This window comes from Erwinia sp. QL-Z3 (assembly GCF_004551645.1).
Lineage (GTDB): Bacteria > Pseudomonadota > Gammaproteobacteria > Enterobacterales > Enterobacteriaceae > Erwinia > Erwinia billingiae.
Window position 1 is genome coordinate 4722200 of sequence record NZ_CP037950.1, and the last position, 23481, is coordinate 4745680.

Annotated in this window: 21 protein-coding genes; 4 read left to right on the forward strand and 17 right to left on the reverse strand. The window is 54.9% G+C overall.

Features of this window, described 5'->3' with window-relative positions; all coding sequences use genetic code 11:
- Positions 1-57 precede the first annotated feature (57 nt).
- From nuoL to lrhA, 13 genes are all read right to left on the reverse strand, one after another.
- Positions 58-1896, reverse strand: coding sequence for an NADH-quinone oxidoreductase subunit L (gene nuoL / locus E2F51_RS22505; RefSeq protein WP_134824622.1), 1839 nt, complete (start codon positions 1894-1896; stop codon positions 58-60).
- Positions 1893-2195, reverse strand: a complete 303-nt coding sequence (gene nuoK / locus E2F51_RS22510; RefSeq protein ID WP_034894855.1) for an NADH-quinone oxidoreductase subunit NuoK — start codon at positions 2193-2195, stop codon at positions 1893-1895. The genes nuoL and nuoK overlap by 4 nt, the downstream gene beginning before the upstream one ends.
- Positions 2192-2746, reverse strand: a complete 555-nt coding sequence (gene nuoJ, locus E2F51_RS22515) for an NADH-quinone oxidoreductase subunit J (RefSeq protein WP_013203084.1) — start codon at positions 2744-2746, stop codon at positions 2192-2194. The genes nuoK and nuoJ overlap by 4 nt, the downstream gene beginning before the upstream one ends.
- Positions 2747-2756: 10 nt before the next feature.
- Complete coding sequence (gene nuoI / locus E2F51_RS22520) at positions 2757-3299, reverse strand: NADH-quinone oxidoreductase subunit NuoI (protein WP_013203085.1); 543 nt, start codon at positions 3297-3299, stop codon at positions 2757-2759.
- Positions 3300-3311: 12 nt separating this feature from the next.
- On the reverse strand, positions 3312-4289 hold the full coding sequence (gene nuoH, locus E2F51_RS22525; RefSeq protein WP_013203086.1) for an NADH-quinone oxidoreductase subunit NuoH: 978 nt from the start codon (positions 4287-4289) through the stop codon (positions 3312-3314).
- A complete protein-coding gene (gene nuoG, locus E2F51_RS22530) occupies positions 4286-7012 on the reverse strand; it encodes an NADH-quinone oxidoreductase subunit NuoG (protein WP_134824623.1) in 2727 nt (908 codons plus the stop codon). Before nuoG ends, nuoH begins: the two co-directional genes overlap by 4 nt.
- A gap of 61 nt (positions 7013-7073) precedes the next feature.
- The gene (gene nuoF / locus E2F51_RS22535) at positions 7074-8420 is read right to left on the reverse strand and encodes an NADH-quinone oxidoreductase subunit NuoF (protein WP_013203088.1); all 1347 of its coding nucleotides are present in this window, start codon (positions 8418-8420) and stop codon (positions 7074-7076) included.
- Positions 8417-8932, reverse strand: coding sequence for an NADH-quinone oxidoreductase subunit NuoE (gene nuoE, locus E2F51_RS22540; protein ID WP_013203089.1), 516 nt, complete (start codon positions 8930-8932; stop codon positions 8417-8419). The genes nuoF and nuoE overlap by 4 nt, the downstream gene beginning before the upstream one ends.
- Before the next feature lie 2 nt (positions 8933-8934).
- Positions 8935-10734: an NADH-quinone oxidoreductase subunit C/D gene (gene nuoC, locus E2F51_RS22545; RefSeq protein WP_013203090.1), complete on the reverse strand. Its 1800-nt coding sequence runs from the start codon at positions 10732-10734 to the stop codon at positions 8935-8937.
- A 160-nt stretch (positions 10735-10894) separates the two neighbouring features.
- Positions 10895-11569 carry an NADH-quinone oxidoreductase subunit B family protein gene (locus E2F51_RS22550; protein ID WP_013203091.1) on the reverse strand — a complete coding sequence of 225 codons (675 nt, stop codon included), beginning with the start codon at positions 11567-11569 and terminating at the stop codon, positions 10895-10897.
- A gap of 15 nt (positions 11570-11584) precedes the next feature.
- Positions 11585-12022 (reverse strand): NADH-quinone oxidoreductase subunit A, encoded by a 438-nt coding sequence (locus E2F51_RS22555; protein ID WP_013203092.1) that lies wholly within the window; start codon positions 12020-12022, stop codon positions 11585-11587.
- A gap of 265 nt (positions 12023-12287) precedes the next feature.
- Positions 12288-12584, reverse strand: coding sequence for a hypothetical protein (locus tag E2F51_RS22560; RefSeq protein WP_134824624.1), 297 nt, complete (start codon positions 12582-12584; stop codon positions 12288-12290).
- A 107-nt stretch (positions 12585-12691) separates the two neighbouring features.
- Positions 12692-13618: a transcriptional regulator LrhA gene (lrhA, locus tag E2F51_RS22565; protein ID WP_013203095.1), complete on the reverse strand. Its 927-nt coding sequence runs from the start codon at positions 13616-13618 to the stop codon at positions 12692-12694.
- Positions 13619-14629: 1011 nt separating this feature from the next.
- On the opposite strand from lrhA, the gene E2F51_RS22570 reads away from it, so the two are divergent.
- On the forward strand, positions 14630-15844 hold the full coding sequence (locus tag E2F51_RS22570) for a pyridoxal phosphate-dependent aminotransferase (protein ID WP_013203097.1): 1215 nt from the start codon (positions 14630-14632) through the stop codon (positions 15842-15844).
- Positions 15845-15952: 108 nt separating this feature from the next.
- Positions 15953-16549 carry a 5'-deoxynucleotidase gene (yfbR, locus tag E2F51_RS22575; protein WP_013203098.1) on the forward strand — a complete coding sequence of 199 codons (597 nt, stop codon included), beginning with the start codon at positions 15953-15955 and terminating at the stop codon, positions 16547-16549.
- A gap of 2 nt (positions 16550-16551) precedes the next feature.
- Here yfbR and E2F51_RS22580 read toward each other — a convergent pair whose 3' ends face one another.
- The 4 genes from E2F51_RS22580 to yfbV all read right to left on the reverse strand — a co-directional run bounded on the left by E2F51_RS22580 (position 16552) and on the right by yfbV (position 19674).
- Positions 16552-17823 carry an SLC13 family permease gene (locus E2F51_RS22580; protein WP_134824625.1) on the reverse strand — a complete coding sequence of 424 codons (1272 nt, stop codon included), beginning with the start codon at positions 17821-17823 and terminating at the stop codon, positions 16552-16554.
- A 78-nt stretch (positions 17824-17901) separates the two neighbouring features.
- Positions 17902-18561, reverse strand: coding sequence for a sugar phosphatase (locus E2F51_RS22585; RefSeq protein WP_134824626.1), 660 nt, complete (start codon positions 18559-18561; stop codon positions 17902-17904).
- 14 nt (positions 18562-18575) lie between these two features.
- A complete protein-coding gene (locus E2F51_RS22590; protein WP_013203101.1) occupies positions 18576-19070 on the reverse strand; it encodes a YfbU family protein in 495 nt (164 codons plus the stop codon).
- Positions 19071-19221: 151 nt separating this feature from the next.
- Positions 19222-19674 carry a terminus macrodomain insulation protein YfbV gene (yfbV, locus tag E2F51_RS22595; RefSeq protein ID WP_013203102.1) on the reverse strand — a complete coding sequence of 151 codons (453 nt, stop codon included), beginning with the start codon at positions 19672-19674 and terminating at the stop codon, positions 19222-19224.
- Between the two features lie 333 nt (positions 19675-20007).
- Here yfbV and ackA point away from each other — a divergent pair, with 333 nt between their 5' ends.
- Complete coding sequence (gene ackA / locus E2F51_RS22600) at positions 20008-21210, forward strand: acetate kinase (RefSeq protein WP_053144295.1); 1203 nt, start codon at positions 20008-20010, stop codon at positions 21208-21210.
- 108 nt (positions 21211-21318) lie between these two features.
- Positions 21319-23463 carry a phosphate acetyltransferase gene (gene pta / locus E2F51_RS22605; protein WP_173363015.1) on the forward strand — a complete coding sequence of 715 codons (2145 nt, stop codon included), beginning with the start codon at positions 21319-21321 and terminating at the stop codon, positions 23461-23463.
- Positions 23464-23481 lie beyond the last annotated feature (18 nt).

Here is a 23481-nt window from a genome sequence, read left to right on the forward strand (position 1 = left end):
TTTTTTCACAATTCTTTGATGGGGTAAGGCAGACCGCCTTACCCCGCTCACTAACCTTTAGATCGTCATCAGCAGCGCCAGTACCACCACGGCACCCACGCTCATTGACGCGACATACCAGCGCAGATAGCCGTTTTCGCTGACCACCAGCCCTTTGTTCGCCAGACGGGAGAACAGAGCAGGCAGACTCATCAGGCCATCGAGTGGATCGCGTTTCAGCACCCAGGCGACGAACAGATAAGGCTTAACGAACACTTTGTCGTACAGCCAGTCGAAGCCCCAGGCCGCAAACCACCAGGTCGAGAAGAAACGACCCGGCGCGCTTTTGGCGATGCTGGTTACCAGCGTGCGTTTGCCTAACCACAGGGCGGCCGCCAGCAGGATACCGACAATAGCCACCACGCCAGAGGTGATTTCCAGTGCCAGCACGCTGCCGTGCGCCAGTTCGGTGGTATCCGGCAGAACGCCTTTCAGCGGCGGCACGATCATTGCGCCAATAAAGGTTGAGAGGATAAGCAGCACAATCAGCGGCAGGTGATGGGTAATCCCTTTGCCGGCATGTGCATGAATTTTCTCTTCGCCATGGAAGGTGATGAAGATCATTCGGAAGGTATACAGCGAGGTCATAAATGCCCCCACCAGACCTGCCACCATCAGCGTCAGATGGCCGTTCGCCAGCGCGCCAGCAAGGATTTCGTCCTTACTGAAGAAGCCAGCGGTAATCAGCGGCAGGGCTGACAGCGCCGCGCCACCCACCAGGAAGCAGACGTAGACCAGTGGGATGCTTTTACGCAGGCCACCCATCTTGAAGATATTCTGCTCGTGATGGCAGGCGAGGATCACCGAACCGGAAGAGAGGAACAGCAGCGCTTTAAAGAACGCATGGGTCATCAGGTGGAAGATCGCCGCATCCCAGGCCTGAACGCCCAGTGCGAGGAACATGTACCCAATCTGACTCATGGTTGAGTAAGCGAGAACGCGTTTGATATCGGTCTGCACCAGCGCAGCAAAACCGGCCAGCACCAGAGTGATCGCGCCGACAATGCCCACCAAATGCAGCACTTCAGGCGTCAACAGGAACAGGCCGTGGCTACGTGCAATCAGATAGACACCGGCGGTCACCATGGTTGCCGCGTGGAGCAGCGCCGAAACCGGCGTTGGACCGGCCATCGCATCCGCCAGCCACGTTTGCAGCGGCAGCTGTGCTGATTTACCCACGGCACCACCCAGCAGCATCAACGTTGCCCACTGCAACATATGATTGTCTGCAGCGAAGTGCGCAGGCGCCAGCTCGACCATTTCACGGAAGTTCAGCGTACCCAGCTCGTTGTAAAGAATGAACAACGCAAAGGCCAGGAACACGTCACCTACACGGGTGATGATGAAAGCTTTCATCGCCGCCGCGCCGTTTTTCGGGTCGGTGTAATAGAAGCCAATCAGCAGGTAAGAGCAGAGGCCCACCCCTTCCCAACCCAGATACATCAGCATCAGGTTATCGGCCAGTACCAGAACCACCATGCTGGCGATAAACAGGTTGGTATAGGCGAAGAAGCGGGAATAGCCCTCTTCTCCACGCATATACCAGGAGGCGAACATGTGGATAAAGAAGCCCACACCGGTCACCACCGACAACATGGTCAGCGACAGGCCGTCCAGCGTGAAGTTGACGTCGATCTTAAAGTTGCCAACCTGCATCCAGGTCCACAGCGCCTGAGTGTAAGGTGCCTGACCCTGACTGAAGAAGTCCATGCCAACGAAGACCGTGGTCAGCGCCGCCAGACCGACGGAACCCATACCCACAGTGGCCGAAAGATTTTCTGACCAGCGGCCGCGAGAAAAGGCCAGCAGCAGAAAGCCAATCAGCGGAAAAAGTACTGTTAAATAGAGAAGATTCATCCGCGCATCTCGCTCACTTTATCAATGTTGAGGTTCTGGCTGCGACGATGGAGCTGAAGCAGCAGCGCCAGGCCAATACTGGCCTCGGCAGCAGCAAGGCTGATCGCCAGGATATACATCACCTGTCCGTCTGCCTGTCCCCAGTAGCTGCCCGCGACCACGAACGCCAGTGCTGCGGCGTTAATCATGATTTCAAGGCTAATCAACATAAACAGCAGGTTACGACGGATTACCACGCCCGTCAGTCCAAGGACAAACAGGATGGCTGCCAGAATCAGGCCGTGTTGAAGAGGGATCATGCGCGTTCCTCCTTGTTGCTTTTCGGTGCGTCACCCGGACGGTTGCTCAGGACTTCGCCCTGACGCTGTTCGCGTCCGATGTGGTAAGCCACCACCAGACCCGCCAGCAGCAGCATGGAAGCCAGCTCAACCGCCAGAACATAAGGACCAAACAGGCTGATGCCGACCGCTTTCGCGTCGATCATCGTGCCATCAATGCCCTGGTCGTTAACGGAGCGGATGGCGTAAATCATCACGCCCAGCAGCACCAGCGACAGGACGCCAGGTCCAATCCACACGGTCGGTTTCAGCCACTCGCGTTCCTGCGCTTGCACGCTCTCACCGAGGTTCAGCATCATGACCACAAAGACGAACAGCACCATGATCGCACCGGCATAAACGATGATTTCCAGCGCACCGGCAAAGTAAGCCCCGAGCGAGAAAAACACCCCGGCAACGGCCAGCAGGGAGATGATCAGATACAGCAATGCGTGGACCGGGTTGGTGTGGGTGATAACACGCAACGTTGTCAGCACCGCCACCAGTCCGCAAAGATAAAAAGCAAATTCCATGCCTGGCTCCTTAAGGTAACAAGCCCTTGACGTCGATAGGTTTGGCTTCGTTTTCAGCGTCGCCCTTGTCTTTCCCGTCGATCGCCATACCCGCCATCCGGTAAAAGTTATATTCCGGGTATTTACCCGGGCCGGAAATCAGCAGGTTTTCTTTTTCATACACCAGATCCTGACGCTTAAACTCGCCCAGTTCGAAGTCTGGGGTAAGCTGAATCGCAGTGGTCGGGCAAGCCTCTTCACACAGGCCACAGAAGATGCAGCGCGAGAAGTTGATACGGAAAAATTCTGGATACCAGCGTCCATCCTGCGTTTCTGCTTTCTGCAAAGAAATACAGCCAACCGGACAGGCTACCGCACACAGGTTACAGGCTACGCAGCGTTCCTGGCCGTCCGGATCGCGGGTTAACACGATACGGCCACGGTAACGTGGCGGCAGGTAAACCGGCTCTTCCGGATACATCATGGTTTCACGCTTGGCGAACGCGTTCATCCCAATCAGGAAGATACTGCGAACCGTGGTGCCGAATCCCACCACCAGGTCTTTTAATGTCATTATCTTTACCCCTTACTGCGCGTTGTAAAGAATCACTGCGGCAGTTGCCAGCAGGTTCAACAGCGTCAACGGCAAACAAACTTTCCAGCCGAACGACATCACCTGGTCATAGCGTGGGCGCGGTAACGCAGCACGGATCAGAATGAACATCATCATGAAGAACGCCGTTTTGATGGCGAACCAGATAACCGGTGGCAACCATGGGCCGTTCCAGCCGCCGAAGAACAGCGTTACGATCAGCGAAGAAACCGTCACGATACCGACATACTCACCAACGAAGAACAGGCCGAACTTCATACCGGCATATTCAATGTGGTAACCGTCGGCCAGTTCCTGCTCGGCTTCCGGCTGGTCAAATGGATGACGGTGACATACCGCAACGCCGGCAATGGCGAAGGTCAGGAAGCCAAGGAACTGTGGCACGATATTCCACAAATGTTGCTGGCTGTTGACGATATCGACCATATTGAACGAACCGGCCTGTGCAACAACGCCCATCAGCGACAGGCCGAGGAACACTTCGTAGCTCAGTGTCTGTGCCGAGGCACGCATCGCGCCCAGCAGGGAGTATTTGTTGTTACTGGACCAGCCAGCAAACAGCACCGCATACACCGCCAGACCCGCCATCATCAGGAAGAACAACAGACCGATATTCAGGTCCGCGCCCATCCAGGTGGAGGTGACCGGCACGATAGCCATCGCCAGCAGTAAAGAGGTAAAGGCAATCATTGGCGCCAGGGTAAAGATCACCCGGTCGGTAAACGGCGGCGTCCAGTCTTCTTTGAAGAACATTTTGATCATGTCCGCCACCAGCTGAAGCGAGCCGCCCCAGCCAACGCGGTTTGGTCCGTAACGGTTCTGGAACAGACCAAGCAGACGACGTTCGCCAAAGCTCATAAATGCGCCACAGCCAACCACCACAAACAGGATCACTAACGCTTTACCTACGGCAATCAGAACATCGATAACTTCCGGTGTCAGCCAGCTCATTGTGCCGCCTCCTGCAGATTGTCAATGTTGGCACCCAACAGGAATGGCGGGATACCCGGCAGACCTAATGGCAGACCAACCTGCCCTGCCTGCAACGTGTCAGAGAAACGCACGGGAAGACGCAGGGTTTCACCGGCACAGCTGAACTCGACTTCCGTCCCGGCATTGACGCCAAGCGTTGCCGCATCCGCCGGGTTCACCATCACATACGCCTCAGGCATACGCTGCTGGATCACGCCGGAGCGCTGGGTCATCTCTTCGCTGCCGAACAGGTGGAAGTAAGGCGCGACGCGGAAGTTATTTGCCTGACCGGCAAACACCTCGGGAACCGCATCAAACCAGTCCAGCTGCGCATCGCCGGCTTCAAACAGACGCACGCCCGGATCGCCGTTACGCAGTTTTCCGCCCACTTCGTCCTGGAATTTGTTCCAGGCCTGTGGGGAGTTCCAGCCTGGCGCCCAGGCAAACGGGATCTGCGAACGGGCGGCAGACGGCTGGTTGTTCCCTTCCATGGAGAAGGCGAACATGGTGTCTTTGTCCTGCGGCTGACGCGGTTCGTGCACGCTGATATTGGCGCGCATCGCGGTACGACCACTTGAACGCGCCGGGGAACGGGCCAGTTTCTGACCACGAATACGGAAGCTGGCATCCGGTGCCGCGTCTTTGATCCCCGCCAGCTGCGGCAGTGCTGCAATACAGGCATCAATCACGTGATCCAGTTGGGTCCAGTCCGGCTGACGGCTGGTGATGGTGCTGGACAGCGAGTGCAGCCAGCGCCAGCTTTCCAGCATTTCAACGGTGGTGTCATAGTAAGCCGGGTCATAAACCTGGAAGAAGCGCTGTGCGCGGCCTTCCTGATTCACCACGGTGCCATCGCTTTCCGCGAAGCTGGCCGTTGAGAGGATCAAACCGGCTTTTTCCGTGGTCGCTGTCCGCTGGTGATCGATGACGATCACGTTGGAGACGTTGCTCAGCGCCGCATCGACTTTTGCTTTCGGAGCCTGACGATAAAGGTCGTTTTCCAGCACGATAACCGCATCGGCTGCGCCGCTTTCCAGTTCGTCCAGCGCCGTTTCCAGCGGGTTACCGCCAATCAGGCCGAGGCCAACGCTGTTTGCCGCACCGGCCAGCAGCGTGATACCCACGTCCGATCCGCGTCCTTTCAGCGCTTTCGCCACGTTGGCCGCCGCCTGAATCATCGCTTCGCTGCCCGCATGAACGCCAGAGATAATCAGTGGCTTTCTTGCGCCGGCCAGCGCCTGAACGATCACATCAATTTTGCCTGCCAGTGAACGATCGATGCCGCTCACCGCCGGTGCCGTTTCGTCCAGCGCGTTAGCGATCGCGAAACCTAAACGCGCCTGATCTTCGACCGGCGCGCAGTAGGTCCACGCGGCGATGTCATCCAGACGGGTTTTATCGACATTAGTGACGAACAGCGGATGCTTGGCGTTCTGACCGATGTTGAGGATCGCCGCGATCTGCCAGTCTGCCACTTTCTGGGCCGCTGCCATCTCACGCGATTTCCCTTTCACCGCCTGACGCACCGAGAGCGCAACGCGCGCACCGACCTGAGTCAGATCTTCGCCCAGCACCAGCACCGCATCGTAGCTTTCAATTTCACGCAGCGCCGGGGTGTGGACACCACTGTCGCGCAGTACGTTCAGCATCAGCTCCAGACGCGCCTGCTCGGCTGCCGGAATACCGGTGGAAAAGTTTGCGGCACCGACCAGCTCACGCAGGGCAAAGTTGCTCTCTACGCTGGCACGCGGTGAACCGATACCGATCACTTTCTTCGCCTGACGCAACACGTCTGCGGCACCCTGCATGGCCTGATCGGCGTTCAGCGCGATCCAGTCATTGCCGCGGCGCTGCATAGGATGGCGTGGACGATCTTTCAGGTTCACATATCCATAACCAAAGCGGCCACGGTCACAGAGGAAGTAGTGGTTGATGACGCCGTTATAGCGGTTCTCGATGCGGCGAATTTCGCCATAACGCTCACCCGGGCTGGTGTTACAACCGATACTGCACTGCTGGCAGATGCTTGGGGCGTACTGCATGTCCCATTTACGGTTATAACGCTCTGAGTGCGTTTTATCGGTGAACACGCCGGTTGGGCAGACTTCGACCAGGTTACCGGAGAATTCGCTTTCCAGCGTACCGTCTTCCGGGCGACCGAAGTAGACGTTGTCGTGAGCGCCATAGACGCCCAGATCGGTGCCGTCGGCATAATCTTTGTAGTAACGCACGCAGCGATAACAGGCGATACAGCGGTTCATTTCATGGGAAATGAACGGGCCGAGATCCTGATTACGGTGAGTACGTTTAGTGAAGCGGTAGCGACGGAAGCTGTGGCCGGTCATCACGGTCATATCCTGAAGGTGGCAGTTACCGCCCTCTTCGCAGACCGGACAATCGTGTGGGTGGTTGGTCATCAGCCACTCCACCACGCTTTCGCGGAACTCTTTCGCTTCGCCATCGTCAATCGAGATGAACGTCCCGTCGGACGCTGGTGTCATACAGGACATCACCAGGCGACCACGGGTATCTTCGGCATTCTGGAATTGCTTCACCGCACACTGGCGGCAGGCACCGACGCTACCGAGCGCCGGGTGCCAGCAAAAATAAGGAATATCTAAGCCGAGGGAGAGGCAAGCCTGAAGCAGGTTGTCCGCACCATCAACATCATATTCTTTACCGTCTACATGAATTGTAGCCATAGTGAACATGCTTCCGTAAGGCTCGTCTGAGACGAGCGTTAATCAATTCAAATCTGCAGTGTTACCAGCGCGCCTTTAACAGGTTTGGCTGGATACCGGCAATCGCGTGCGCATTGCTGTAGACCTGAGGCGCGATACCCGCCTCAAACTCTTCGCGGAAATATTTGATCGCGCTTTGCAGTGGCTCTACTGCACCTGGCGCGTGCGCACAGAAGGTTTTACCCGGGCCGAGCTGGCGGCAAAGTTGCAGCAGGGTTTCGATATCGCCCGGCTGCCCTTCTTTGCGCTCCAGCGCGCGAAGGATTTTCACACTCCACGGCAGGCCATCACGGCATGGCGTACACCAGCCGCAGGATTCACGGGCAAAAAACTCTTCCAGGTTACGCACCAGCGACACCATGCCGATTTCGTGATCGACGGCCATCGCCAGCGCCGTTCCCAGACGACTTCCGGCTTTACCAATGCTGGCAAACTCCATCGGCAGGTCGAGATGGGATTCGGTCAGGAAGTCCGTCCCTGCACCGCCTGGCTGCCAGGCTTTGAATTTCAGGCCATCGCGCATGCCGCCGGCGTAATCCTCAAGGATCTCACGGGCGGTGGTGCCAAACGGCAGCTCCCAGACGCCTGGGTTTTTTACCCGACCGGAGAAGCCCATCATTTTGGTGCCGGTGTCATCGCTGGTTGAAATGCCTTTGTACCAGTCAACGCCGTTGGCGAGGATCGCCGGAACGTTGGACAGGGTTTCCACGTTGTTCACGCAGGTCGGCTTGCCCCAGGCACCTGCAGATGCAGGGAATGGCGGCTTGGAGCGCGGGTTAGCGCGACGTCCTTCCAGCGAGTTAATCAGCGCGGTTTCTTCACCACAGATATAACGGCCCGCACCGGTGTGAACGATCAGCTCGAAGTCAAAACCGGTTCCGAGGATATTTTTCCCCAGGTAACCGGCTTCGGTCGCTTCCGCTATCGCCCGACGTAAGTTCACTGCCGCTTCGATGTATTCGCCGCGCAGGAAGATGTAGCCACGGTAGGTTTTCAGCGCGAATGCACTGATCAGCATGCCTTCCACCAGCTGGTGCGGCATTTGCTCCATCAACAGACGGTCTTTATAGGTGCCCGGCTCCATTTCATCGGCGTTACACAGCAGGTAACGGATGTTCATGGATTCGTCTTTCGGCATCAGGCTCCACTTCAAACCGGTTGAGAAGCCTGCGCCACCGCGACCTTTCAGACCGGAGTCTTTTACCGCTGCCACAATTTCATCCTGTGACATGGTTTTCAGCGCTTTATCCGCACCGGCGTAACCGTTTTTGCTGCGATATTCGTCAAAGAACACCGGCTGCTTGTCGTCACGCAGACGCCAGGTCAGCGGATGCATTTCGGCAGTACGAATGATCTGTTTGAATGTCATTGATACTGCTCCAGTAAGTTGACGATGTTTTCCGGCGTCAGGTGAACGTGCGTATCTTCGTCCACCATCATCGTCGGGCCCTTGTCACAGTTGCCGAGGCAGCAGGTTGGCAGCAGCGTAAAGCGGCCATCCGCCGTGGTCTGGCCAGGTTTGATATTCAGGTTGTCTTCTAACGCGGCCTGAATGCCCTGGAAACCGGTGATGTGGCACACCACGCTGTCGCAATAGCGGATCACGTGACGGCCGACCGGCTGACGGAAGATCTGGCTGTAAAACGTTGCCACGCCTTCAACATCACTGGCTGGAATGCCCAGCACATCAGCAATGGCATGGATCGCGCCATCCGGCACCCAGCCACGCTGTTTCTGCACAATTTTCAGTGCTTCAATCGACGCGGCGCGGGCATCTTCGTAATGGTGCTTCTCATGCTCGATAGCGTCACGTTCCAACGTGCTCAGCACAAAAGCGTTGTTATCCTCGATCGTTTCGATCGCAATTCTTTGATCGTGCATAATTAGCGGTCCACGTCTGACATAACAAAATCGATACTACCGAGGTATACGATCAGATCGGATACCAGGCTGCCGTTGATCACTGACGGGATCTGCTGCAGGTGCGGGAAGCTCGGCGTACGCACACGGGTGCGGTAGCTCATGGTGCTGCCGTCGCTGGTCAGGTAGTAACTGTTGATCCCTTTCGTCGCTTCAATCATCTGGAAGGATTCGTTGGCCGGCATCACCGGGCCCCACGACACCTGCAGGAAGTGAGTAATCAGGGTTTCGATATGCTGCAGCGTGCGCTCTTTCGGTGGCGGCGTTGTCAGCGGGTGATCCGCTTTGAACGGGCCTTCCGGCATGTTGTTCAGACACTGTTCAAGAATGCGCAGACTCTGGCGCATCTCTTCCATCTTCAGCATCACACGGGTGTAAGCACAGCTCACGCCATCGCCAATCGGAATTTCGAAGTCGAAGTTTTCGTAGCCGGAGTACGGACGCCATTTACGCACGTCGAAGTCCAGACCCGTCGCACGCAGACCGGCGCCGGTGGTGCCCCAGGCTAGTGCTTCTTCCATGTTGTAGGCAGAAACGCCTTTAGAACGGGCGATCAGCACCGAGTTTTTCAGCGCGGTTTGCTCGTACGCCTTCAGACGTTTTGGCAGCCAGTTGATGAACTCACGCAGCAGGCCTTCCCAGCCTTTCGGCAGGTCGTGCGCCACGCCGCCAATGCGGAACCAGGCCGGATGCATACGGAAACCGGTGATGGCTTCAACCACGTCGTAAATTTTCTGGCGATCGGTAAAGGCAAAGAACACCGGAGACATCGCCCCAACGTCCTGAATAAAGGTCGAGATATACAGCAGGTGGCTGTTTATACGGAACAGCTCTGAAAGCATCACGCGGATCACGTCAACGCGCTCGGGCACCTTGATACCGGCCAGCTTTTCAACCGCCAGCACGTACGGCATTTCGTTTACGCAACCGCCAAGGTATTCGATGCGGTCAGTGTAAGGAATGTAGCTGTGCCAGGACTGACGTTCGCCCATCTTCTCTGCGCCACGGTGGTGGTAACCCACGTCCGGCACACAGTCGACAATCTCTTCGCCATCCAGCTGCAGAATGATGCGGAAAGCACCGTGCGCTGACGGGTGGTTAGGCCCGAGGTTGAGGAACATAAAGTCCTCAGTCGCGTTGCCCCGCTTCATGCCCCAGTCTTCCGGCTTGAAGGTCATCTGCTCCATCGCCAAATCTTCCGTTTTCTTGGTCAGTTCAAACGGATCGAATTCGGTGGCGCGTGCCGGATAGTCTTTACGCAGCGGATGCCCTTCCCAGTCCTGCGGCATCATGATGCGCGTCAGGTGCGGGTGGCCATCAAAGGTGATGCCGAACATTTCCCAGGTTTCACGCTCATACCAGTTGGCATTGGCGAAAATTTTGGTGACGGTTGGCACATGCAGGTCGTTTTCAGACAACGCCACCTTGAGCATGATGTCACGGTTACGTTCAATGGAAATGAAGTGATAGAAAACGGAAAAATCCGCGGCAGGTAAACCGGCGCGGTGAGTACGAAGACGCTCATCCATCCCATGTAAGTCATACAGCATCACATAAGGTTTTGGCAGCTTGCGTAAGAATTCTACGATCTCCAGCAGCTGTTCACGCTTCACCCACACCACCGGCACGCCGGTACGGGTAGGCTGAACGGTGAAGGCATCAGGCCCAAAACGGTTACGCAGCTCGCCGATCACCGGGTCATCCTGGTGATCACGGGTTTGCCATTCAGGCTGAGCGAGATCTTGCGTGGTCAAATCTGTCATAAGTTGTTCACCCTGTGGGCCTGCAGGCAGGCACTCAGTATTGGCGTCAGGATGGACCGTGCGCGTGTTGTGATTTTTATACGCTGCCGGGCATCCATAAACTGCTCTACCTGCTGTTCTGACGCTGCGAAGGCTCGCAACGTCTTAATGGCGGTAGCGGTTAAATTTCGTCAGGTGTGCGCAGGTTGGTGACGGCAATACGTTCCGCCTGCTTTCTTTCGCGCTCGGACTGCATATTGGCGCGATAAACACCCTGATCGCCCACCACCCACGAGAGCGGACGACGCTCTTTACCAATGGATTCCTGCAGCAGCAGCAGTGCCTGCATGTAGGCTTCTGGGCGCGGTGGGCAACCCGGAATATAGACGTCAACAGGCAGGAACTTATCCACGCCCTGCACCACCGAGTAGATGTCATACATCCCGCCGGAGTTGGCGCAGGCACCCATCGAGATCACCCACTTTGGCTCCAGCATCTGGTCATACAGACGTTGAACTACCGGTGCCATTTTGGTGAAGCAGGTTCCTGCAACCACCATAAAGTCGGCCTGACGTGGCGAGGCACGGATAACTTCCGAACCAAAACGCGCCACGTCGTGCACCGAGGTGAACGAGGTGGTCATTTCGACGTAACAGCAGGAGAGACCGAAGTTAAACGGCCAGAGTGAGTTTTTGCGTCCCCAGTTCACCATGTCGTGCATGGCATGTTCTAACTTGCCCATGTAGACGTTTTGATGAACGTGTTTTTCCAGGGGATCGGTGACGATCTCCTGTTTCTGTAATGGGTAACGGTCATTCTCGCCGTTCGGGTCCGCGCGGGTGAGCGTATAGTCCATCTTTAAGCCTCGCTTTTACTGCGTATGACGGTTGGAATGCGAGATGGTAGTGGGTTTGACAACGACACGACGAGGTGCAGGAGCCCAATCCAGCGCGCGGATCCGCACCAGATAAACCAAACCAGCCAGCAGTACCAAAATGAAAATTGTGGCTTCCACGAAGCCGATCCAGCCGCTTTCACGGATGGCAGTCGACCAGGCGTATAAATAGAGGGCTTCAACGTCGAAGATGACGAAGAACATGGCCACCAGGTAGAACTTGGCAGACATTCGAAGGTGGGTCGTTCCTACCGCAGGGGCTCCGGACTCGAAAGGCGTGTTGGTATAGCGTCCACGGGCTTTTCCGCCTAAAAACCATGCTCCGGCCAACATTGCGCAGCAAAGGCCAATTGCGACGATCAGGAATACGGCAAAAGCCCAGTGATGGGCGATAACTTCAGTAGTTGTAGACATACGCTCTGCTTAACTCAACTCGGGGTGCCCGGTATTCTGCTCTGTAATTGGCAGTTGACCTACCCCATCGATTCAAGGGAAAAATAAAAAACCTTATAAACTTTGCTGACTTTTTTGATTAGGCAGCGATTTTATGTGGTTTTTTACTCCTTTCTATAACCTTCTGTCAACTTTGACAAAAGTATCCACACATTAATTTACACCCGCAGCATTTATTTAACATATGATGCGCAGAAAGTGAGCTAAATCGAGTCAGTTCAGCTTCTCAGTCAAAGTGTAGCGGGTATTTCCCTGTGCGGATCGCGGATTTAACAACGCCTATTTTGGCAGGATTCTGCGGGTTTTCCTTCCCCTTATTGGGGCTATTTTTTTGATCCAGCACACACTTTTGCCTTTTATGAGTTAAAAAGCAGCGCAATTCAGTGCGCAAAATCAATTCACTAAATAGTTTCTTCGCTGACAGAAATTGTCCAAAACAGGGAAAATCTGTCGCGGAGGGTTTTTGCATCAGCAGGGAAATTTGCGGGGAATTTTGCGGCAAAAAAGGGCGAGAAAATTTCAATAAAAAAGCCCTTCAATGCAAAGATGCACTGAAGGGCTTTATTTCCGTAAATAGTTCTTATTAAGCGTTAAAAATTAACAACTAAAAATAAACTTTTACAGCGAAACTTACTCGTCTTCATCCGTCAGCGAAGCGGCATCCTGAGCGGCAAGCGTCAGGTTGTACGGATCGTTGCTTGATTCCATGGCATTGAAGATGGCCAGCGCCAGCTCGTTGTCACTTTCCGGATTACGACACAGCAGGTATTCGGTATCAGGCAGAACCGGCAGACCTTCTGCCGCACCCATTACGCGCAGTTCCGGGCTCATCATCTCAACCGGACGTGCAGTCACGCCCAGACCCGCTTTCACCGCTGCGCGGACGGCCGCAAGAGTGGAAGCAACATAAGAGATGCGCCATGGGATGCCAGCCTCGTTGAGGTGGTCAATGGCCATATCACGGTACGGGCTTGGCTCGTCCAGCAGTACCAGAGGAATCGCTTCCCCGCGCTGGAAGATATAGTCAGCGGCGCAATACCAAAGGGTCGGAGAAGTACGCAATACCTGGAAGGCGAAGTTCATCGGGCTCGAGGTGGTCACAACTAAGTCCACTTCACCCTGATTTAACATCTCCATCATGAACGGATTGCGCTTCACCCGCACATCAATCGCCAGCTTGGGATAGACAGACGTGACGCGGTTCAGCAAGAAAGGCAGGATGGTATCAGACGTATCATCAGAAGCACCGATAGTCAGTACGCCCTGAATATTGCTGTACATCAACGAAGTACAGGCTTCGTCGTTGAAACGAAGGATCTTTCTGGCATAGCCAAGAAGCTGAATACCATGTTCCGTCAGTAATTTATTACGTCCATGTCTGGCAAACAGTTCTTTGCCAACCAGTTGTTCCAGACGCTGCATCTGCTGGCTAACCGCTGATTGCGTTCTGCAAACCGCAGCTGCCGCAGCAGCAAAGGTGTTCAGATCGGCAACAGCAACAAATGTTCTCAGCAGATCGAGGTCAAGATTGAGGATCGGACGATTTGCACTAGTCATGTTTTCTTCACTTTATAAGATTTATACGAACAGCTACCCTGGTGTCATTACCTTCTGTATCAATAGGATACAGTGATAACAATGGCGTAATGCGGTGCGCTGAACTGCACGTTGCACTACTTTTTCTCGCAGACGTCAAAACTCCATCAGCCTGAATGTCCCCGGTATTAACCGCAGGTGGAGCCGATGACAGTTTGTTCCATCTGATACATCACTTCGGTGTGCAGCACTGACTCATAAGAAACAGAAAGCGGCACTAATATGGTCAAATAACGCCGCCAGCCTGACAGTAATGCCTGACTACGGTGCTGATAGTGTAAAAAAACCATGTAAAATTGAAAAACCAGAACGCTGCAGATACAGCGGAAAAATGATAAGCCGTACTTAAGCTTACCGGTGACAGTATACGACGTAATATCACCTGAGAAACCTGCACGCACGGCGCAAGGTCCTCTGGTTATTATCCTGCCATACTGTCGTTTACTTTTTAAGCCCCAATCCTATTATTCTTATCAGTAAAGTAACATTTTATTGGCCGAAGCCCGGCTATCAGGCCTTCCGATACAAAAATTTATCATTCCGTGCCCGGGTGCCTGACTCAAGGTAAAGGTGGACCACTTCGACGCGGGTAACCCCCTGAAAATAGCCCTAAGCCAAACTGGTTGATTTTTAACCAGTCAATTAAGACAATTTTGACAGTTACAGAGTTCATCAATCCATCGAATTTTACCAAATTCTTACATATCTAACTCTTTAAAGACCCATTAGTGCCCTTTCGCCTCAATAAGAAGACTCGCGGTTCAGTTTTTAGTTTCAGCATGATGAGAATAGTCAGCATTTTATGCCAACTCATCGGCTGCATCCCTTCCCTCCTCCCGGCCAAAACCGTTTTCTTCCGGTAAGCCACCAAAGCCTGCTGATGCCCTTCAAAAGCACCGCAGACAGGAGTACATTGTGCTGGTTTAGTTTTCCATGGCAGGAAGGCAGTTCTGCAAGTCAAAGGCGAGAGAAATGAATCCAATTGAAAAATCAAGCAAACTGGATAACGTGTGTTACGACATCCGTGGACCGGTGTTAAAAGAAGCAAAGCGTCTTGAGGAAGAAGGCAATAAGGTCCTTAAGCTGAATATCGGCAATCCAGCGCCGTTTGGTTTTGAAGCCCCCGATGAGATCCTGGTAGATGTGATCCGTAATCTGCCGAGCGCGCAGGGTTATTGTGATTCAAAAGGCCTTTACTCCGCCCGGAAAGCCATCGTTCAGCATTATCAGGCGCGCGGTATGCGCGACATGACCGTGGAAGATGTCTATATCGGCAACGGCGTTTCCGAACTGATCGTGCAGTCGATGCAGGCGTTGCTGAATATGGGCGACGAGATGCTGGTTCCGGCACCGGATTACCCACTGTGGACCGCAGCCGTGTCTCTTTCCAGCGGCAAAGCGGTGCATTACCTCTGTGACGAATCCGCCGGCTGGTTCCCGGACCTCGACGATATTCGCAGTAAAATCACCCCACGCACCCGTGGCATCGTGATTATTAACCCCAATAACCCGACCGGTGCGGTTTACAGCAAAGAGCTGTTGATGGAAGTGGTGGAAATCGCGCGTCAGCATAATTTGATTATTTTTGCTGATGAGATCTACGACAAAATCCTGTACGACGCGGCACAGCATCATTCTATTGCCACGCTGGCCCCCGACCTGCTGACCATCACCTTTAATGGCCTGTCCAAAACCTATCGCGTGGCCGGTTTCCGCCAGGGTTGGATGGTGCTGAATGGCCCGAAGAAGCACGCGAAAGGCTATATCGAAGGTCTGGAAATGCTGGCATCCATGCGTCTGTGCGCCAACGTGCCTGCACAGCATGCGATTCAGACGGCACTAGGCGGCTACCAGAGCATCAGCGAGTTTATCGTCCCTGGCGGTCGGCTCTATGAGCAGCGCAACCGGGCATGGGAATTGATCAATGAGATTCCAGGCGTCAGCTGCGTTAAGCCTGACGGCGCGCTGTATATGTTCCCAAAAATTGACGCCAAGAAGTTCAATCTGCACGACGACCAGAAAATGGTGCTGGACTTCCTGCTGCAGGAAAAAGTGCTGCTGGTTCAGGGCTCCGCCTTTAACTGGCCGTATCCGGACCATGTCCGAATCGTCACCCTGCCTCACGTTAACGATCTGGAAATGGCCATCAGCAAGTTTGGTCGTTTCCTCGAAGGTTACCGTCAGTAATCTGTAGCAAAACCGCCACTGACGCCGTCATCAGTATGGCGTTATACTGGCAGCTTGGGGAACGGAGCCGTCCGTTCCCCGCAGTCACGCTACAGGAAATCGCCACACATGAACCAGAGCCATTTTTTCGCCCACCTTTCCCGTCTTAAGCTGATCAATCGCTGGCCCCTGATGCGCAACGTGCGCACTGAAAATGTTTCCGAACACAGCCTGCAGGTGGCAATGGTCGCCCATGCGCTGGCGGTGATCAAAAATCAAAAATTCAATGGCAACCTCAATGCTGAACGCATCGCGATGATGGCGATCTATCATGACGCCAGCGAAGTGCTGACCGGTGATTTACCGACGCCGGTAAAGTATTACAACGCGCAGATTGCCCATGAATACAAAAAAATCGAAAAGATTGCCCAGCAAAAGCTGATTGAAATGCTGCCTGAAGAGCTGCGCAACGCTTACCGGCCGTTGCTGGATGAGCATCAGCACAGCGAAGAAGAAAAAGCGATTGTGAAACAGGCTGATGCGCTTTGCGCCTACCTGAAATGTCTGGAAGAACTCTCCGCCGGTAACCATGAATTTCAGCTGGCAAAAGCCCGGCTGGAGAAAACCCTTAGCGAGCGCCACAGCCCGGAAATGGACTACTTTGTTGAGGTGTTTGTCCCGAGCTTCAGCCTGTCGCTGGATGAAATCAGTCAGGATTCGCTGTAGCGTCAGAAGGGAAACAGTACCGGCACCAGCAACACGCTGACCACCATGATCATCAGGGTGAAGGGTACGCCAATTTTGACAAAGTCACTGAAGCGATAGCCGCCAGGGCCCATCACCAGCATGTTCACCGGTGAGGAGACTGGCGTCATAAAGGCGGCAGACGCGGCCACCGCAATAATCAGGGTAAACGGATAGGGAGACAGGCCCATCTGCTGCGCGGCGGCAATCCCGATCGGCGCCATCAGCACCGCCGTGGCGGTGTTGGAAATAAACAGTCCGACGGTGGCGCACAGGATAAACAGGCACAGCAGCATCACATGCGGACTTTTGCCTCCCGCCAGATCCATCAAGCCCTCGACGATCAACGTCACCCCACCGGTTTTCTGCAACGCTAACGCAAACGGCATCATGCCGATAATCAGGATCAGCCCCGGCCACTGAACCGCCCGATAGGCGCTCTCCATATCTATACAGCGGAATTTGCCCATCAGCAGGCAGGCTATTATCGCGGCGATCGGATTCGGAATGGCGTTGGTCAGCATCATCGCCACCATCAGTGCCATGCAGAAAATTGCGTGTGGCGCCTGACTTTTTGCCGGTGCCCCCTCCAGGCTATCCGCCGCCGTTTTTCTGAAACTCAGCGCTCGGCCTCGGCCTTTCTGCCCGGGATCCGCCAGCCATTTGCGTGCCACCAGCATATAGCCAATGCCCAGGATCAGCGCCACCATGCCCACCGGCGTAACGTCGAAGAAGCGAAATCCCGTCAGCCCCTCGCGCAGCAATTCGCTGTTTACCACCAGGTTGGGTGGCGTGGCGACCAGCGTCATCATGCCGCTGATCAGACCGGCGAAGCTCAATGGCATCATCAGCCTGGCCGGTGAGCTGCCCATTCTGGCCGACACGCTGAGCACCACCGGAATAAAGATGGCGACCACCCCGGTCGAGCTCATAAAGGCCCCGAGTCCGGCCACCGTCAGCATCAGAAAAACCAGCATTTTCGTTTCGCTACTGCCCGCGACCCTGACCAGCCATTCCCCCATATTCAGCGCGACGCCGGTGCGCACCAGGCCTTCGCCAATCACAAACAGGGCGGCAATAAGGATCACGTTGGGATCGCTGAAACCAAGGGTGGCTTCCTGCAGGGTAAGGGTTCCGCTGAGGACAAAAGCAACGATCACACACAGCGCAATCACATCCATGCGTAATTTGCCGGAGATAAACATCAGAATGGTGATCGCCAGCAGGCTGAGGACCCAAATCAACTCATTGTTCACGGGGATCTCTGTACAGGGGAATGGCGGTACAGATCATCGCATAAAAAAAACCCCGCTATAGCGGGGTTACATCATGTCTTAGTGCTTTCTGTGCACATCAATGCTGCCGTCAGCATTTTTGTGGATCACCAATTCTTCCAGCGAATAGAGCAGCATATCGACATCTTCCAGCCTTGGCGATCCGGTCGGTGCGTTGACTGCCACCACATGGCATCCTGCTGCCAGGCCTGAAAGAATGCCGGCTGCGGCATCTTCCACCACCACGCACTCTTCCGGCTCAAGCTCCAGCAGCTGCGCGCCGAGCAGATAGGCATCGGGCTCAGGCTTGCCGTTCTGCACGCGTTCGGCAGTGACAAAGGCTTCCGGCTCCGGCAAACCCGCGGCTTTACGGCGGGCAGACGCCACCGGAACAGAGCCCGAGGTGACGATAGCCCACGGAATATCCAGCTCATTCAACCTGGCCAGCAGCTCAACCGCGCCAGGCAACGCGACGATGCCGTCGGTATCTTCCGCCTCAACCTTCTCCAGCGCGATGAACTCCTGCTGAATGGCCTCTTCAGAAGAACCGGCCATAAAGTGGCGCAATGAGGTGATAGCCTGCTTGCCATGAATGAAGTTCAACACTTCTTCGGCTGCGATGCCGTGGCGTGATGCCCAATTAGCCCAGGCGCGTTCGACAACCGGTAATGAATCGACCAGCGTGCCGTCCAAATCAAACAGAAAACCTTTACACTTCACGACGCTTTTCCTTCTCAGGCGTTGATGATTTGCGCGATCTCATTCGCACTCAGATGGTACTGCCGCGGACAAGTGTGCCACACAGTCAGCATGCGTTGATACTTTTCCCACATCGGCGTTTGAGCATTAAAGCCATGCGTACCGGAATCAAAATGGGTGTAGCGCCCTTCCACATTCACCATAAACCGCACGTAGCCGAGATATCGGGCTTCTGTGGCGGCATCAAAACCGAGGAAGGTCAGGCGGCGTTCTTCAATGACGGTGGGATCTTTCAGATTTGTCCAGGACACATGCAGCGCGTGATGCAGCTCCATAATATCGATAATGCTGCGGCAAACCGCTTCGGTCAGCTCGCCAAATTCGCGGTCCAGCTCACGCATCTGCAAGCCGTAGCCTCGCTCAATAATGGTTTGCTGACGGCGATAGCGCTCGGCGTTATCGGGATCAAGCATGGTCATCATTTTGTACTGATTAGAGAGGATCAAACGCTGGGCATTGGTCATTTCCATCATTAACTCCTGTGCCGCACTGGGCGTAACGAAATTTGAAGGGGATGACTAAGGATCGCACAACAGGCTTGAGGGCGGTACGGCAAGCAGACGCTTCTTTGATCCAGACCGGGTTTCGTCAGATAAATGCGCAGAAAACCCGGTCAGGAGGTTAAAGATCGTCGAGGAAGGTTTTATCAAGCTGCTTGAAGGCACGTTTCAGCACGTCGGCTAACGACTGATACGTGGGTTTGCCTTCCACTGGCGCGATGGCCTGGCCGGCGGCTTGCAGTTTCTCGCGAACTTCATGGAACCAGTTGAGCAGGGTGGGCGGTAATGGCGTTACGGAACGCTTACCCAACCACCACAGCCCTTGCATTGGCAGGCTGCAGGCGAACAGCGCGGTCGCCACGGCAGGGCCCAACTGACCGCCCAGCGCAATTTGCCAGCTCATGGCGAAAACGGCCAGCGGCGGCATAAAGCGGATAGAAAACCGTGTTGCACGTGAAACCCGGTTCTCCGGAAAAATGGCCGCCAGGCGCTTATCGGCAGGCCATGTTTTCATATAATGCTGCCCACACTGGAACAGTTTAAACCAACCGACGGTGCCGGATTCATTAGCCATGGTTGACCTCAACTTCGGAGATAAAATTTAAACAAAATAGACAACTCAACAACTTTACCTTACATCCTTCAAAATATTTTGTCTTTAACAGGCACACTGGTTATCCTGTGCGCGATTGTTGAATGGCTGTTACGAGGTTGCTATTAGCTAACAGTAAGGCCAGTCAAAAATCACTCTACGTTCAAAAAAAGGCGTAAAGTTTATAAAGTTTTTTTGCTTTTGGACAAAATTTGCCGTGAGCTTGACGTTCATCATTAATGTACCAGCTTTCATGCGCTACGCTGATAGTCTGATTGAGTTTTTTTTCGCCACTTTTAACCAATAGGACCTTCCATGTCGAGTAAGTTAGTTTTGGTTCTGAACTGCGGCAGTTCTTCACTTAAGTTTGCCATTATCGATCCGGCAAATGGTGAAGAATATCTCTCCGGTTTAGCCGAATGTTTCCACCTGCCAGAAGCACGCATTAAGTGGAAGATGGAAGGCGCTAAACACGAAGAAGCCTTAGGCGCTGGCGCGGCACACAGCGAGGCACTTAACTTCATCGTTAAAACTATTCTGGCACAAAAACCAGAGCTGTCTGCACTTATCACTTCGATAGGTCACCGCATCGTTCACGGTGGCGAAAAGCTGACCCAGTCAGTGATCATCGATCAGGATGTGATTCAGGGCATTAAAGATGCGTCGTCCTTCGCGCCGCTGCACAACCCGGCGCACCTGATCGGCATTGATGAAGCCATGAAGAACTTCCCGCACCTGTCAGATAAGAATGTGGCGGTTTTCGACACCGCTTTCCATCAGACAATGCCGGAAGAATCCTATCTTTATGCCCTGCCGTACAAACTGTATCGCGAGCACGGCGTTCGTCGCTATGGCGCACACGGCACCAGCCACTTCTATGTCACTCACGAAGCGGCCAAAGTGCTGAACAAGCCGGTTGAAGAGCTGAACATCATCACTTGCCATCTGGGCAACGGCGGTTCGGTTGCGGCTATCCGCAATGGCGTCTGTGTCGATACCTCGATGGGCCTGACCCCGCTGGAAGGTCTGGTGATGGGAACCCGTTCAGGCGATATCGATCCTGCAGTGGTGTTCTTCCTGCACGACACGCTGGGCATGAGCGTTGATGCGATTAACCGTCTGCTGACCAAAGAGTCTGGCCTGCTGGGTCTGACCGAAGTCACCAGCGACTGCCGTTACGTTGAAGACAACTACACCACCAAAGAAGATGCCAAGCGCGCCATGGACGTCTATTGCCACCGCCTGGCAAAATACATCGGTTCATACACTGCGCTGATGGACGGTCGCCTGGATGCGGTTATCTTTACCGGCGGCATCGGTGAAAACGCCGCGATGGTTCGTGAACTGTCGCTGGGTCGCCTGGGCCTGCTTGGCTTCGAAGTGGATCATGAACGCAACCTGGCTGCCCGCTTCGGCAAATCAGGCTACATCAATAAAGAAGGCACACGCCCGGCTCTGGTCATCCCAACCAACGAAGAGTTGGTGATTGCCCAGGACGCCAGCCGTCTGACTGCATAAGCCCTTCCCTCCGTCAGCTCAGGCTGACGGAGTTGTTTTTGACACCAGCCACTCAGGATCGCGCAAGCCCGCGCTTCAGGGATCCTGAGCCAATTCGAGAGGTTCATTGTGTCTCGTACTATTATGCTCATCCCCACCGGCACCAGTGTCGGTTTGACCAGTATCAGCCTCGGTGTGATCCGCGCCATGGAACGTAAAGGCGTGCGCCTGAGCGTGTTCAAACCTATCGCCCAGCCTCGCACCGGCGGCGACTCGCCGGACCAGACCACCACCATCATCCGTAAAAGCTCCTCTATTCCCGCAGCCGAACCGCTGCAGATGAGCCGTGTGGAGTCGTTGCTGGGTTCGAACCAGCAGGACGTGCTGATGGAAGAGATCATCGCGCGTTATCACGAAAACACCAAAGATGCCGAAGTGGTGCTGGTTGAAGGCCTGGTGCCGACCCGTAAGCACCAGTTCGCCTCTGCGCTGAACTATGAAATTGCCAAAACCCTGAATGCCGAAATTGTCTTCGTGATGTCACTGGGCAATGATTCTCCGGCTCAGTTAAAAGAACGCATCGAACTGACCCAGAGCAGCTTCGGCGGCAGCAAAAACAAAAGCATTACCGGCGTGATCATCAACAAACTGAACGCGCCAGTCGATGAACAAGGCCGTACCCGTCCGGACCTGTCCGAAATCTTTGATGACTCCAATAAAGCCAGCGTTGCCAATATCGATCCTAAGCAGCTGTTTGCCAACAGCCCGCTGCCGGTATTGGGCTGCGTGCCGTGGAGCTTTGAACTGATTGCCACCCGCGCCATCGATATGTGCCGCCACCTGAACGCAGAAGTGATCAATGAAGGCGATATTCTGACGCGCCGCGTGAAGTCCGTAACCTTCTGCGCGCGCAGCATCCCGCATATGCTGGAGCACTTCCGTCCCGGTTCACTGCTGGTGACATCTGCAGACCGTCCGGATGTGATCGTTTCTGCCTGTCTGGCGGCAATGAACGGCGTGGAAATCGGGGCCATCCTGCTGACCGGTGGCTACCAGATTGACGAGCCGATCCGCAAGCTGTGTGAGCGCGCCTTCGCCACCGGCCTGCCGGTGTTTATGGTGAAAACCAACACCTGGCAGACCTCCCTGAGCCTGCAAAGCTTCAATCTGGAAGTCCCAAGCGACGATACCCAGCGTATTGAGCGCGTGCAGGAATATGTCGCCAGCCATATCGACTCCGACTGGGTTGAATCGCTGACTGCGGCATCCGAGCGCAGCCGTCGTCTGTCGCCTCCGGCCTTCCGTTACCAGCTGACCGAGCTGGCGCGCAAAGCCGGCAAGCGCATCGTGCTGCCAGAAGGCGAAGAGCCACGCACCATCAAAGCAGCAGCCATCTGCGCCGAACGTGGCATCGCGTCCTGCGTCCTGCTGGGCAACCCGGAAGAGATCCACCGCGTTGCCGCCGTGCAGGGCGTTGAGCTGGGTAAAGGCATCGAGATTGTCGATCCGGAAGTCGCGCGTGAGAACTATGTCGCGCGGCTGGTTGAGCTGCGTAAGAGCAAAGGCATGACCGAAGTGGTGGCCAAAGAGCAGCTGGAAGATAACGTGATGCTCGGTACGCTGATGCTGGAGCGTGGCGAAGTTGATGGTCTGGTTTCCGGTGCCATCCACACCACGGCCAACACCATTCGTCCGCCGTTGCAGCTGATCAAAACCGCGCCGAACAGCTCGCTGGTTTCGTCGGTGTTCTTTATGCTGCTGCCTGAGCAGGTGCTGGTGTATGGCGACTGCGCCATCAACCCGGATCCTAACCCGGAGCAGTTGGCAGAAATCGCGATTCAGTCTGCGGATTCCGCCCTCGCCTTCGGCATCGAGCCGCGCGTGGCGATGATCTCCTACTCAACCGGCACTTCCGGTGCAGGCAGTGACGTAGAGAAAGTGCGTGAAGCGACGCGCATCGCTCAGGAAAAACGCCCGGATCTGGTGATCGATGGTCCGCTGCAGTATGACGCGGCGATCATGGCGGACGTGGCAAAATCCAAGGCGCCAAACTCGCCGGTAGCGGGCCGTGCCACCGTGTTTATCTTCCCGGACCTGAACACCGGTAACACCACCTACAAAGCCGTGCAGCGCTCTGCGGACCTGATCTCCATCGGGCCAATGCTGCAAGGTATGCGTAAGCCGGTAAACGACCTGTCTCGCGGTGCACTGGTAGACGATATTGTTTATACCATCGCACTGACGGCAATTCAGTCCAAACAGGCTGAAGGTTAAAGCGGGCTATTCTGTGCG